Source organism: Bacteroidota bacterium, assembly GCA_020161395.1.
In the GTDB taxonomy this organism is placed as follows: domain Bacteria; phylum Bacteroidota; class Ignavibacteria; order Ignavibacteriales; family Ignavibacteriaceae; genus UTCHB3.
The window spans coordinates 65,711-79,080 of sequence record JAIUOE010000007.1; the positions used below are offsets into that span (position 1 = coordinate 65,711).

Annotated in this window: 12 protein-coding genes; 8 read left to right on the plus strand and 4 right to left on the minus strand. The window is 42.6% G+C overall.

Annotated elements, in window-relative coordinates:
- Positions 1–12 precede the first annotated feature (12 nt).
- The 7 genes from LCH52_12115 to LCH52_12145 all read left to right on the plus strand — a co-directional run bounded on the left by LCH52_12115 (position 13) and on the right by LCH52_12145 (position 6,523).
- Positions 13–1,893: a GAF domain-containing protein gene (locus LCH52_12115; GenBank protein MCA0389224.1), complete on the plus strand. Its 1,881-nt coding sequence runs from the start codon at positions 13–15 to the stop codon at positions 1,891–1,893.
- A gap of 9 nt (positions 1,894–1,902) precedes the next feature.
- Positions 1,903–3,081 (plus strand): phosphopentomutase, encoded by a 1,179-nt coding sequence (locus LCH52_12120; protein MCA0389225.1) that lies wholly within the window; start codon positions 1,903–1,905, stop codon positions 3,079–3,081.
- 101 nt (positions 3,082–3,182) lie between these two features.
- Entirely contained in the window at positions 3,183–3,452 is a 270-nt protein-coding gene (locus tag LCH52_12125; GenBank protein MCA0389226.1) for a EutN/CcmL family microcompartment protein, read from the plus strand.
- Entirely contained in the window at positions 3,453–3,728 is a 276-nt protein-coding gene (locus LCH52_12130; GenBank protein ID MCA0389227.1) for a EutN/CcmL family microcompartment protein, read from the plus strand.
- Between the two features lie 27 nt (positions 3,729–3,755).
- Positions 3,756–4,622, plus strand: coding sequence for an RNA polymerase sigma factor RpoD/SigA (locus tag LCH52_12135; GenBank protein MCA0389228.1), 867 nt, complete (start codon positions 3,756–3,758; stop codon positions 4,620–4,622).
- Position 4,623: 1 nt separating this feature from the next.
- A complete protein-coding gene (locus tag LCH52_12140) occupies positions 4,624–5,334 on the plus strand; it encodes an NlpC/P60 family protein (GenBank protein ID MCA0389229.1) in 711 nt (236 codons plus the stop codon).
- 256 nt (positions 5,335–5,590) lie between these two features.
- A complete protein-coding gene (locus LCH52_12145) occupies positions 5,591–6,523 on the plus strand; it encodes a hypothetical protein (protein ID MCA0389230.1) in 933 nt (310 codons plus the stop codon).
- 92 nt (positions 6,524–6,615) lie between these two features.
- On the opposite strand, the gene LCH52_12150 is transcribed toward LCH52_12145, so the two are convergent.
- Positions 6,616–8,508 (minus strand): TlpA family protein disulfide reductase, encoded by a 1,893-nt coding sequence (locus LCH52_12150; GenBank protein ID MCA0389231.1) that lies wholly within the window; start codon positions 8,506–8,508, stop codon positions 6,616–6,618.
- A gap of 403 nt (positions 8,509–8,911) precedes the next feature.
- On the opposite strand from LCH52_12150, the gene LCH52_12155 reads away from it, so the two are divergent.
- Positions 8,912–10,642: a GIY-YIG nuclease family protein gene (locus tag LCH52_12155; protein ID MCA0389232.1), complete on the plus strand. Its 1,731-nt coding sequence runs from the start codon at positions 8,912–8,914 to the stop codon at positions 10,640–10,642.
- Positions 10,643–10,650: 8 nt separating this feature from the next.
- Here LCH52_12155 and LCH52_12160 read toward each other — a convergent pair whose 3' ends face one another.
- From LCH52_12160 to LCH52_12170, 3 genes are all read right to left on the minus strand, one after another.
- Positions 10,651–11,397, minus strand: coding sequence for a LytTR family DNA-binding domain-containing protein (locus LCH52_12160; protein ID MCA0389233.1), 747 nt, complete (start codon positions 11,395–11,397; stop codon positions 10,651–10,653).
- Positions 11,394–12,431: a histidine kinase gene (locus LCH52_12165; GenBank protein MCA0389234.1), complete on the minus strand. Its 1,038-nt coding sequence runs from the start codon at positions 12,429–12,431 to the stop codon at positions 11,394–11,396. The genes LCH52_12160 and LCH52_12165 overlap by 4 nt, the downstream gene beginning before the upstream one ends.
- A gap of 133 nt (positions 12,432–12,564) precedes the next feature.
- Positions 12,565–13,293 (minus strand): cell wall-active antibiotics response protein, encoded by a 729-nt coding sequence (locus tag LCH52_12170; protein ID MCA0389235.1) that lies wholly within the window; start codon positions 13,291–13,293, stop codon positions 12,565–12,567.
- Between the last annotated feature and the right edge of the window lie 77 nt (positions 13,294–13,370).

Here is a 13,370-nt window from a genome sequence, read left to right on the forward strand (position 1 = left end):
TTTATAATTTCGATGAATAAAAAACCGCTCATAAAAATAGCCTTGATCGCACTCGCTCCGGTGCTTTTTTTGTTACTGTTCATTATTGGTGATACAGTTACCAGAATAGTAATGGGCGTAATACTGGTTGTAAACCTTCTCCTTCTTTTTGCCGTGTTAAAAAAGGAAAAGGAACAGAAAACCTTTGATCAGATTCTTAACGACACTCCTAAACAGGAGCCTGAAATCGATGATTTTGACGGTGGAGCGGTAAAAGTCACGGGCGTTTATAAACCCGATGCACCCAAAAAAGAATCGGCTTTCAAGCAAAATACTGCTACCGTAAAAGACCCCCCAAAAAGATCCAATATCATTACACTCAGTGATGAAGAACCAACGGATATCAGCGAAAAATATTTTGAAATAACCAATGAAGCTGCTCCGGGGGTGGAGAACAACAAGGCAACGATCAGCTTTTTTCTTGATAAAACGATTAAACTGATTCGTGAGAATCTTCTTTCACACTCTGCCGTCTTCTTCTGGCTGAATCCTGCCACCCGAAAACTGAATCCTGCTGCTTATGTAGTCGGAGTCAACGATTTCAGGGCGATGTCGATCCCGGTGGAGAGCGATCTTTTAAGTCAGGTGGTTAGCTACGAAAAGCCTGTTTATCTCAACGGAATAAAAGATGAAGATGAGCAGAACCTCATAAAATACTACAATTCGAAACATGGCATCAGGAGTTTTGCAGCGGTGCCTGTGTTTTTCGACCGTAAAATTATTGCTGTTCTGGCAATAGATTCGAAGGACCCCGAAGCTTTTGGAACTGAAACACTGTTCGCACTTGGAAGGTATGTCAGAATAATTACTCACATGCTCTCAATTGTTCAAACAGGATTTCTCGAAGGTCTCGCTGAAAAAAGACTGAAAGTGTTAAATGCCATAATCGACCAGTTGCTGGTATCCACTTCTGTGGATGATATTCTTGCGGTATTCGAGCAAAGGTTGCGTGAACTAATACCGGCAAAGGTGATTTACTTCCTCGATTTTTCCGGTTACTCGAAAACCCTGAAAATATCGCGGGTGTTCAGTACCGATGGAGTTCCCCATTTTGTTGAAGGAACTGAAGTTGAAATTTCAAATACCCTGGCGGGAATACAACTCTCGAATCAGGGACCTTTGTACTATAAAAACCTTGGTGAAGAAGAGATTCCCCGCTTTTCAATAAACGAGGAAAAGGCTGAACAAGGGTCTTTTTTTACGGTTCCTTTGAATGTGAACGGGCAGTTACTCGGTATCCTTTGTTTGGAATCTCCCGAGAATAATGCCTTTACATCTGCCGAGACACGATTTGTAGCCAGGATCAACTCTTTGCTATCTTATGTGTTCTATAACCATTCCCTGCAGATGATGTTACGGAATGATGTGTTGTATGACGCCGAAACTAAAACTCTCAATAAAAAATTCTTTATGGAGAGAGTGGATCAAGACCTCTACAGAATTCAGCAGTTCAAGCTTCCGGGGTCACTCGCGCTCATTGCTGTGGATAAATTTCCGGAGCAAATGGAGCTTTTCGGAGGCGATATTTCCTCCAAACCATTGATAAGGCTCTCTGAATTCATCAAACTTGATGTGAATCAAACATCAGTAATAGGTAAACTTGACAAAGATGTCTTTGGAGTTTTCTTTTTTGGAAAAGACGCCAAGACATCATTTATGTGGGCTGAAAGGCTTAAAACAAAAGTTGCAAAGCAGTCTGCATCAACACCGGGAGCATCCGGCGGATTTACAATTTCTATCGGGATAGCACCGGCAGACAACAAAAACAGTTTCGAGGAAATTTTCCAGCCTGCTCTTCTGGCTCTCCAAAAGGCACAGGATGGGAATGGCGGAAAAGTTTGCTCTTCAATTTAGGAGACAGAGATCAGAAATTTTATCTTTATAGTGCTTGATGGAGTTGGTATCGGTGAATTACCCGATGCTCCCAACTACAATGACCAGGGGAGCAACACCCTGATAAATACAGCTTTAAAAAACGGCGGATTGAACATCCCGAATCTCCGCTCACTCGGACTGGGCAATATTGCTCCGGTACCCGGTGGTGCTCCCGCCGGTGCTCCCGTGGGAGCATTTGGAAAGATGCTTGAAGTCTCTAAAGGGAAGGACTCCACATCGGGACACTGGGAACTCGCCGGGATCATCTGTCCGAAGGATTTCGATTATTTCCATGGTGGATTTCCGCCTGAGATAGTGAATCATTTCCTTGATGCCACAGGATGCAAGGGAATCCTTGGTAATAAAGCTGCATCCGGTACCGAAATTATAAAAGAGCTGGGTGAGGAGCACATTAGAACCGGATACCCGATTGTCTATACTTCAGCCGATTCGGTATTTCAAATTGCTGCTCATGAGGAGCATTTCGGATTGCAGAGATTGTATGAAATATGTGAGATATCACGAAATGAAGTGCTGAAAGACTATTTTGTTGGCAGGGTTATTGCCCGCCCGTTTGTCGGAGAATCTGCGGAAACATTCAAAAGGACAACCAACAGAAGAGATTATTCCCTCGATCCTCCGGCAGAGACAATGCTGGATCATCTGATGAAAAATGGAATAAAAACCACAGGAATCGGAAAAATCGGAGACCTTTACAACGAGAGAGGTCTGGCTGAAATAATACACACGAAATCCAACGATGAAGGATGTGCTGCAACTCTTAGAGCCATGAAAGAAAACAACAACAGTTTTATAATGACCAATCTCGTGGATTTTGATGTCTATTATGGTCACAGACTCGATCCTGCAGGTTTTGCAAAAGCGCTTGAAGATTTCGACCGGTTTCTTCCTGAAATTTTGACAAACATGGATGAATCGGATATTTTGCTTTTGACTGCCGATCACGGAAACGACCCGACAGTTACATCGACCGATCATACAAGGGAATATGTTCCTGTGATCATTACCGGAAAAGGAGTGATACCCGGTGAGCTGGGTGTCAGAACTACTTTCGCAGATGCAGGGAAGACTGTTTTGGACTGGTTCGGAATCGATGCTCCGATAGCCGGTACGAGTTTTTTACCCGGCAGAGGAACGAACGGTTAGTCGTTTCGTCTAAACTGTTTGAACCGGTTGCGGGCAGGAATTAAAATCCCGCAAAAATTGTTACATAAGACAACCTGTAAAACCCGAAATTCGAGGTTAAATTGATTATTGGAAGAGTAATTGGAACGATCTGGTCAACGAAAAAAGATGAGAACCTCGTTGGAGCAAAATTTTTGATCGTCCGTGAGCTTGATTTGGAATTAAAAGACAAAACGAATTTTGTAATAGCCGTTGACAGCGTAGGAGCCGGAGAAGGTGAAGTGGTGCTTGTGGCAACCGGAAGCAGTGCCCGACAGACCAATATAACAAAGAACAAACCGGTTGATGCTGTAATAATGGCAATAATCGACAAACTCGATAAGACGGATTAGATGTTCCTCGCAAAAGTGATCGGAAATTTGTGGGCTACCAGAAAGTATGAGAGTCTTGAAGGCTCCTCTTTTAGAATTATTCAGCCGATTAATGCAGATCACCAAAAAACAGGAAGCCCGATTATTGCAGTTGATACTGTTGGTGCAGGTCCCGGTGAAGTTGTGGTATATATTACCGCTTCTGAGGCAGTAATACCTCTTCCGGTTGACATGGCACCTGTGGATGCGTCAATTGTGGCAATAGTTGACTCATTATACACGAATAAGAATTTATAACTTTTGATTAACCTTTAAAAAAGAGAGGTGGTATCGGTGAGAATTACGAAGCAATATACGAACCGTGAGAGCCAGTCGCTTGATAAATATTTACAAGAGATAGGCAAAGTAGATTTGCTTACTCCTGATCAGGAAATAGAACTTGCCATCCGTATCAAAAACGGAGACCAGAACGCATTGGAAACCCTTACAAAAGCCAACTTAAGGTTCGTTGTATCGGTTGCTAAACAATATCAAAACCAGGGATTGTCGTTAGGTGATCTTATCAACGAGGGAAACCTTGGCTTGATAAAGGCAGCAAGAAGATTCGATGAGACCCGAGGATTCAAGTTTATTTCGTATGCTGTGTGGTGGATTCGTCAGTCGATCCTTCAGGCACTCGCTGAGCAGTCGAGAATCGTGAGACTTCCTCTGAACAGAGTGGGAGCCCTTAACAAAATCACAAAGGCATACAGCCAGCTCGAGCAGGAGTACGAGAGAGAGCCAAGAGCTTCCGAGATTGCCATAGAAGTGGACATGGATGTCAATGAAGTGGCAGATACGCTTAAAATTTCCGGAAGACATGTCTCTGTAGATGCACCTTTTGCACAGGGTGAAGACAACAGACTCCTTGATGTATTGCAGAACGACCAGCATCCGCAGCCTGACTATACTCTGATGTCTGAATCTCTCAAAAAAGAGATCAGCAGGGCGCTTTCTGCACTCACCGAAAGAGAAGCGGAAGTTATCAGGCTCTATTTTGGCTTGAACAAAGAACACTCTCTCACTCTTGAAGAGATCGGAGAGAAATTCAGTCTGACTCGTGAGCGGGTAAGGCAGATCAAAGAAAAAGCCATCAGGCGTTTACAAAGGAACCCGAAAACAAAAAATTTAAAGGCTTATCTTGGTGCGTAGCTTGCGCTTATTCCTCTTATTATTAACAGCCGGCGGGGTACTCTTCCTGACCGGCTGTTCTGGTTTATCTTCTGCTCCCGGAAGGGGGAAAGATGTCGAAGTGAACAAACCTTCCGGCAATCCGGTACAGGATGCCTCAAAAAGAAATGCTGATACAATTGTCACCAGCCCTCTTCCCGATAACAATGAAAATAAACGGGTCCCCGATAAAACTGACCCGCAATCCGACGACACATACTATTATCTTCCTGAGAATGAAAATATCTCCATGGAAGAAATTATTATGCACAATGTGGAAAACCTGTCGGAGAAACAGAAGCAGAACAGCGACAAGCTGATAATGAATATTATCAAATATTTCGGCACTCCGTATGTTTGGGGTGGAAATACCCGTAACGGGCTCGACTGTTCTGGTTTTACGAAACTGGTGTTTCAGGAGGCATTTGGTCTTTCCCTTTTCCGGGTTGCCCGCGATCAGTTCACTCAGGGAGAAGCCATCCCGGCTCTCGAAGACTTACAGCTTGGTGACCTCGTGTTTTTCGATACCCGTCCCTCTTCCAGGCCCGGACATGTAGGCATCTACCTCGGCAACCGTCTTTTTGCCCACGCCAGCACAAAGCAGGGCGTTATAGTCTCTTCATTTGATACCAAGTACTACAATGACAAGTTCATGGGAGGAAGAAGATTTAAAGAGTTGTTTGAGTCGGAGTAAAAATCTTTCTTGGAATAAACATATTACAATCATCTATATCGCAATGTGGACTCATCCTTGAACCGCTAAAGAAATAATTAACCTCACTTTCCCATCTCTCCTTTATTTCCGGCTTTTATTGATCTAAAGCACAGGAACAACATTTGTGCTGACAAATACACCTCCCGAGGCTCCTGCATTTTATATTAAACCATGAAATTAAATTTTTTGTCATAAAAATGAACTTAAAAAAATGTTAAAAATAATGGAGAATAAAATGTTAAAATCATTCACTAAAAGAGTGTTGTTCCTTTTCACACTCATCGTGATTGCGGGAATGACAGGTTGCAAGAGCAGCGACAACCCGGTTCAACCGACAGATGTAAATGTTGAGGCAATGCAGAGTATCGCTTCAGAGGACAGTACAGTACTGAATTTTGAAGCCAACTGGCAGGATGATATTTCCGGCGAAGTGGCAAAAACGGCTTCGGGCTGGGTCACTTTGGATGTAAAGAGAAAAATCAATTCTGTTACAAGAAGTTTTCAGATTCGTGTAGTTGGGGATTCCGCTCTGGGTATTGCGACCTTTACCTTTAACAACACTCTTGTTATCAGAGCAAAGAAAGACAGTAACAGCACCACGGACACAACTCTTCGGAAAAATTACACTGCTGTAGTGAAGAGAAACCTGGTGTTCGAGAAGGTTAACAGCTCCAACAATCCAAGAAACAACTGGAAGCTCGTTGCATGGTCTGCGGTACAGGGCGGAACAGCAGCCAGCATCTCAAAAATTCAGTCGCTTCAGATTACAGCCCCCGGGATTGTCCCGATCGATGTAACCTCACCGAACAATCTTTATCTTGCCCGCGGAATTGCCAGATTCAAACAGTTGCCCGTTTTCGACAAAAATTCGGAGGTCACCCTGACGCTTAAGGTGCTCTCGACCACAGATGACCCGGACTATGTGATTCTGAACTACGGGGCAGACAACAGAGGAATCAACAAAAACAAACAGGTTTTTCAGTTGGTCTCAACTGTTTCAAGCGGCACAAGCTACATCAAAACCTATCGTGCAGTAATGAACACAACCAACTATGCAGGTTATTTCCACATGGTGATGGATGTGCTCACAAAGAAAGCTGTTGCGGATGATTCCACACCTGTCGAGAGTGATGTATGGTCACTGCCATATGGTGTGAAGAACCTTTAAATATCCTGCTCAACACAACTTCGAAAAGAGAATAATGTAGATAAAAAAGGCTGCTCAAACCGGGCAGCCTTTTTTTTGTTTGAGATACTAATCTATTTCGCCATTTCAATCATCATATCGAGCTCTTTGAGCAACAATTCCTCATTGTCTTCAAAGCCGATCGATTCAAATTTTACTCTGCCGGTTTTGCTGATTATGAATTTTGTGGGTATTCCCGACACTTCGAAATCGGTGATTACTTTATCTTTTTCGTCCATCACGACATGGAAGGGGTAGTTGTTCTTTGTGATAAAATCGGAGGCATTTTTCTTTTTGTCCTTCACATTTTCCCATGCATTCACAAAGAGGAAAACGACATCAGGATTTGAAGCGTATTTTTCAACCGCTTTTTTCATTACCGGGAATGAGGCGAGACAGGGACCGCACCATGTAGCCCAAAAATCGAGAATGACGGTCTTGCCTTTTAGTTTTGAGAGTGTCACTTCCTGACCGTTCAAATCAAGCAGGGTGAAATCGGAAGCAGGGTAGTCGAGCAACTCTTTTTTGAGCTTACCGGAAATAACTTCGTCAGCCTTTTTGTTTAGTGTTGTCATCAAATCTTTTAGTCCGTTCTCTCCACCATTCTCAGCAATATAAAATGCAGTCAGCAGGCTGTCGAGTTTTGGATTCGATTTAGCTTCCGCTTTCAGATTTTTCGCGATTTCAAGGGCATCTTTCCTTTTTCCTGAGCCGGCAAGAGCATCCAGATATTCGGGGATAACCGACATATCCTCCATTTTTGATGCTTCTACTGCAAGTTTAAACATCTCAAGAGCATCGGCACTTTTACCGAGTTTTTTGAACGCCAGACCTCTGGTGTATGCAATCATCGCCAGAGTGGAATTTAGTCCATCCCTGTAGGATGATTCGGATGTTGAGAGAGGTTTGTTTTTAAACTCTTGTTGCTCCTTAACCGTCTTGTCAAAAGCCACTTTGCTGATAGCCAGCGACAGATCAGGTTTTGCATCCTTTTCATTCAGATATTTTTTTGCAAATTTGTTGTAGAAAAACGCAGAAGGCTCAAAACCTGATGAAACAATCTCTTTTTCCACTTTCGCCCATTCGAGGTCTTTGGAGAAAGCATTAAGGTATGCATCGGTAACAGCAGTTGCAAACTTGCTTTCAGGCATCTCTTTCAGAAACTGTAATACAAGCTGTTTTTGGGTTTTTAAGTCAGCTTCCTTCCTTATTTTCTGCACTCTTGCCTGAACAACGAGGTCATTTTTGGGAAATTTCGAAGAGAGAATCTCCCTGTATTTTGTGGCGGTTTCTGCATCCTTTAATATTTCATGACCTCTGACAAGGGCGACAAGGTGCAGTTCATCGAGGTCTTTTTGTGTCGAGAATTCTGCCATGTCCATTCTTACCAGACTGTCGGAAATGTCGGCTTTAACCCTTCTCAGGAGACTGACATAAACAGGATAGTATTGAACTTTCAAACCGGGATTTAAAACAAAATCGTTGTTTATGAGTTTGAAAAGCTCATTGTTTTTCAGACTCATTTCAGCCAGATCCCCGAAATTCCTCATAAAATCCACATACGCTGCATCGGAACCCTTCACTTCATCGCCGTTCTTTTCGTAGAGTGGAATCCGGAATCCTCTTTTTTCATTGTTTTCGAGTGATTTAGATCCTTTAAAGACGACAACAAGTGATTTGGTACCCGACTCGGATTTGAATTTTCCTCTGTATGAACTGCCGTCTTTGGTCATCACCACTTCCTTGGCTACGGGTTCCTTTGATGAGTGTTCGAAAATGAGGAGTGTAATGGAGGCCTCTTTTTCGACATGACTTCCGCTCGCATCAAATGTTACGGTTACTTCTCCACCTGCGACAGGTTTCGATGGTTCGTATGAGAAATTGGTTGAGACCGGTCTGTTTGTTGTGCATGACAATGTAAGAACAAAACTTAACAAAGCCGGTAACAGGATAAATTTGAATTTCATTGAATCTCCAAAAAATGATCTTTAAAATTAATACTTAATGATGGAAAAATCGTGGTATAAATTGGTTGTTAAACCGCAAAGGACGCAAAGAACGCAAAGAGGGGTAATAGTTATTAATTTTGATTTATTAGTTATAAATTCTGTAAACTTAGTTCAGGACGAGACAAATAATACCTAATCCCTGATACCTAAGAATGAGCCCTTGTGGCGACATGTGGGTAGAAGTATGAGATCAGAGGTTTGATGTATGAGCCCTTCGGGCGACATATGGGTAGAAGTATGAAGTCAGAAGTTTGAAGCCCTTCGGGCGAAATGTGGGTAGAGGAAGGAGATAATTAATCAGTAAAACGGTAAATTGAACCGCTGATTTTTATTTTTTGTAACAACCGGAATCACCCCCAAATTGAACTTCGAAATCCTATATCATCTTGATGCCGATCAGGTAGCATATACTGTGCTGGATGTGGAGACTACTGGGCTTGACCCGCGGCAGGAGAAGATTATCGAATTTGCCGGGTACAGGGTTGAGAAGGGGGAGATTGTCGACAGTTTTTCGACTTTTTTGAATCCGCAGCGGAGGCTTGACCCTTACATAACCATGTTCACTGGTATCAGGGATGAAGATCTGGCGGGTGCACCTTTGTTTGAAAATATTGCATCGAAGTTGATGGAGTTTCTGTCGGAGTCGGTGATAGTGGGACATAACATTCAGTTTGATGTGAAGTTTTTGGAGGTGGAATTTCTGAATGCAGGGTATGAGAAATTTAATCCCGTAACTTTTTGTACTCTAAGGGCTGCCAGAAGGCTGTTTCCTCAATTAAAATCGAAAAAGCTGGAATCGGTGAGAGATCATCTGCACATTCCTCCGGGGGTAACTCACAGGGCGTATTCCGACGCAATAGCAACTGCAGGCATCTTTATAGAGGTAAAGAAAAAACTTGAGCGACAATTTCAACTCTCCACTTTAAAAGATATCCTTGGCTTTCAGTATATACCTCCACGGGACATTGCCAGAAAATTTCCTCAGACGCTTTCCGAAACAGAATTTGACATCCCGGCGATTCCGGATCTTCCGGGAAATTACTGGTTTGTTGATTCCTCTGAAACGGTAATTTATATCGGTAAATCAAAGTCACTTCGTAAAAGGCTGTCCTCCCACCTGATGGACAATGCTGCGGGAAAGAGCAAACTCATTTTGGGAAGTGCGACCATATTGCGGTATGAAACCACTTCAACCGAGGTGATGGCTCTGGTAAAAGAGGCTCAACTCATCAAAAAGACAAAGCCGAAACACAACATCCAGCTTACGAACTACGGGAATAAATATTTTATTCGTGTTTCTCTGAGGCACCCCTATCCAAGACTTGAGCTTGTGAACAAGTTTGAACTTGACGGAAATGACTACTTCGGTTTGTTTGGTACGAGGAAAAAAGCAGAAGAAGTGATGGAAATTGCAGAGAAATCTTTTCGGTTGCGTACATGTGACCAGAAGGAGTTTTCCAAATCGAGAGCCTGTTTTATGGCGACAATTGACCGGTGTGTTGTTCCCTGCGAAAAGGATAATTATGGTGAATACAGAGAAGAACTTCAGAAATTTTATGATTTTATGTCGGGCAGGAAGAGTGATCTGCTTTCAGAGTTGATACAAAGGATGTCCGCATTTTCTGCAGAGCTGAAGTTCGAACAGGCAGCAGAGGTAAAGAAAATTGTGGATTTGCTTCTGCAGCAGGTTCATAAATCATCTTTGTTGCGGGAGCCGGTAAATAAAGCCAATGTGTGGATATCTGTTTCGGGAGACGGGGGAGTAATGGATCACTTCCTTTTGCTTCAGGGGAAAGTATATATCCGGAATTTTTCTTCAGGCGGTTATGATAATTTCGAAAATGCCCTTGATGACTGGTTTGAAGGAAATGAAAGACTTGATTTGCAACCAACCGATGAAGACTATGAAAGAATGAGAATTATTCTTAACTGGGCAGCACAAAACCGTGACCGGGTAAAGATTTACTATCTTACTGAATATCAAACAAAGATTCAGCTTTTCAAAAAAATGTCAACTGTCGCATTGAGGCAACCGGAATACCGGGAAATATCGGGAGAGATTGACATTACGAGGTTAAATCTTAATATATGATTTACAGATCAGGAGATAACTGTTTTCAGATTTTTGAAACCGGTACGGCTGACAGGGAGCTCACTGCCATTCTTCAAAATTACCCTGTAGTTCTCATTTCCGTCGTTTAAAACTTTTTCGAGAAATGACAGATTGAGAATAATCGATCTGTGAATTCTCGAAAAAACCTTCCCGTCGAGTTTCTCCTCCAGATTTCTAAGTGTCCCCTTTTTCAGGAATTTTTTATTTTTGGTGTGGATGGCGACATAATCATCCATCGCCTCGAAAAACAGGATGTCCTCAACCTTAATAATCACGAAATCGCCTTTGTCTTTCACCGAAATGGTGGAAATGAATGGAGCGGTATCCTTCCTGAGATTTTCAAGTGATGCAGCGTAGTCGGAATTTATGTTTTTGACGGCGATTCGTGAAATCAGTTTATTGACAGCATCGATAAACCTCTCGTATTCAACAGGTTTCATGAGGTAATCGACGGCATTTTTCTCGAATGCTTTTACGGCAAATTCATCGTATGCGGTTACAAAGATGATAAAAGGGGGGTTATCGAGCAGTTCGAGCAGACCGAGTCCTGATATGCCGGGCATCTGGATGTCGAGAAAAACAACATCCGGCTGCAATTCATTAATCAGAGACAGGGCTTCCATACCATTACGAGCCTCACCGGTAACTTCCACAATCCCCGAGTCGATGCAATATTTTTTGACAAGCGACCTTGCGAGGGATTCATCATCGACAACAAGAGCTTTTAATTTCATCTGTTCTCCACGGGAATCAGAATTGTAGCTGTATATGAATTTTCTTTTTTCAAGACTGTGAATGAGCCGTTATCCCGGAAGTGGAGTCTGATTCTGTCCCGTACATTTTGCAGCCCTACACCCAATCCGGTTTTTTTTGCAGCCTGGACACCGTCAAGTCCGTTTCGGATCTCAATTTTTAACATTTCATCGATTAATTCAGCATTTATATCTATCTCAACCGGAACAGTTGAAGGTTGAACACCATGTTTGATGGCGTTTTCAAGAACCGGCACGAGAATATAAGAGGGGACCGGCACCATTTCAGAATCTTTTGAAGTCGATATTTTAACTATCATTTTATCATCAAACCTGACCTGTTCGATGTCGAGGTAGCGCTTAATATTTTCGATTTCCTCATGAAGTGGTATCAGTTCCCTGTCGTGTGATGCGAGAGCAAGTCTGATAAATCCGGCGAGTTTTTCCGTCATCACCACCGAAAGTTTGGGATCGATGTGTGTCAGAGCCGAGATCGAGTTCAGGCTGTTGAAAATGAAGTGGGGGTTGATCTGGAGCTTCATCATGTTCAATTCGGATTCGAGAAGTTTAGTTTTCAGTGCTTCCTGATTTTTGATGTTTTCAATATTTTTGAAGTAAGCCTGAATAAGATAGATGAAAGCAGTGAAAGTAAAGTAGAGGATCAGTCCAATAAAGAAGCGGGTGATAAAATTCTTCTGGAAGAAAGACTGATAAGCGGCATCACTGATCAGAAGGTTGAAAATAATCAGTTTGGAAGCAATCACCCAGAAAACGGAGACGATTATACCGGCAATCAGGTGAATCACGATAAATTTTATAAGCCCGTCGAGTTCAAATTTCACGAATCGACAGAGTTGCAGCAGTCCGCCTGAAAAACCGGTCAGAAGCATTGTCGAGATAACGGAATCGGTTATTGCCTGAAGGACAGTAATTCCGGTTGTATAATGGAGGTAAAGGGTGGAGACTGCAGCGAGTGTGATCAGCAGTATTATAATATTCAGGGCTTTTTTTGTCAAATTCTTTCAGCCGGATTAAATAAATTGAACTCGTGAAATATAACTAAAAACGGGAGTTTTTCTGAAAAACAAAAAGAGGCTGCCTTTACGGGACAACCTCTTCTGCAATCAAACAACAATTCAAACCAACAATTTAGAAAACTTTCATTTCTCCACCACCGAAAAGGACAAGTCCCTTGATGATGAGGGTTTTGTTCTCATCAACATCGTCCATTTTCGAATAGTTATATTTTTTGCTGGAGAAACCACCAAAAAGTGAAACGACATCAATTTTTACATTCCAGTTACTTGGCACTGTAAGGTCGCATCCGCCAAATATGACAAAGAGATCGAGGACATTTTCGCCGTCGGAGAGTTCACAGTCACGCATAAATAACTCGGAGCCGCCAAAAATAATTGTTATATTTCCGCCCCGGAAGTTTTTGCTGTTGATTATCCTTTTGCTTCCGCCGAAGACCGATACCTCCTCTATAACATCATATTCCGAGGTATACTGTTTTTTGTAGTCATCAGTGCCGCCACCGAGTTCAGCTTCCCTTTGTTTCTCGACATGCCGGTAGATTATGTAGAAGCCGAGAGCGAGCAGCATGACCGGGACGATAAAATCCGAGTAGTCAAGATTGAAACTTTTGATCACTATACCTGCGGAACCGAGACCCATCAGGAGCCATGAAAGTGATTTTCTGCGTGAGTTCACGAAGAGAATAATTCCGATGACCAGAACGATGGTCGGAAGTGAAAAGAGGATATCGTTGATTCGGTAGCTTATGATATCCACCTCTTTGAGGAAGTAGAGGATACCGAGCACTATGAGCCCGACACCGATAAAAACCCGGGCTGTTTGTGATTGAACTTTAGCCATGACAGTTCTCCTTCTGTTGTTCGTTTGGATAATTCTCAAAATTTTCTATGGGATATTAGGGATAAATTGAAAGAGGA

What these genes read in the sequence shown, in the direction of transcription:
- LCH52_12145 (MCA0389230.1), top strand. Translation starts at nt 5,591, where the DNA reads ATGTTAAAATCATTCACTAAAAGAGTGTTGTTCCTTTTCACACTCATC.
- LCH52_12170 (MCA0389235.1), bottom strand. Translation starts at nt 13,293, where the DNA reads ATGGCTAAAGTTCAATCACAAACAGCCCGGGTTTTTATCGGTGTCGGG.
- LCH52_12130 (MCA0389227.1), top strand. Translation starts at nt 3,453, where the DNA reads ATGTTCCTCGCAAAAGTGATCGGAAATTTGTGGGCTACCAGAAAGTAT.
- LCH52_12160 (MCA0389233.1), bottom strand. Translation starts at nt 11,397, where the DNA reads ATGAAATTAAAAGCTCTTGTTGTCGATGATGAATCCCTCGCAAGGTCG.
- LCH52_12115 (MCA0389224.1), top strand. Translation starts at nt 13, where the DNA reads ATGAATAAAAAACCGCTCATAAAAATAGCCTTGATCGCACTCGCTCCG.
- LCH52_12150 (MCA0389231.1), bottom strand. Translation starts at nt 8,508, where the DNA reads ATGAAATTCAAATTTATCCTGTTACCGGCTTTGTTAAGTTTTGTTCTT.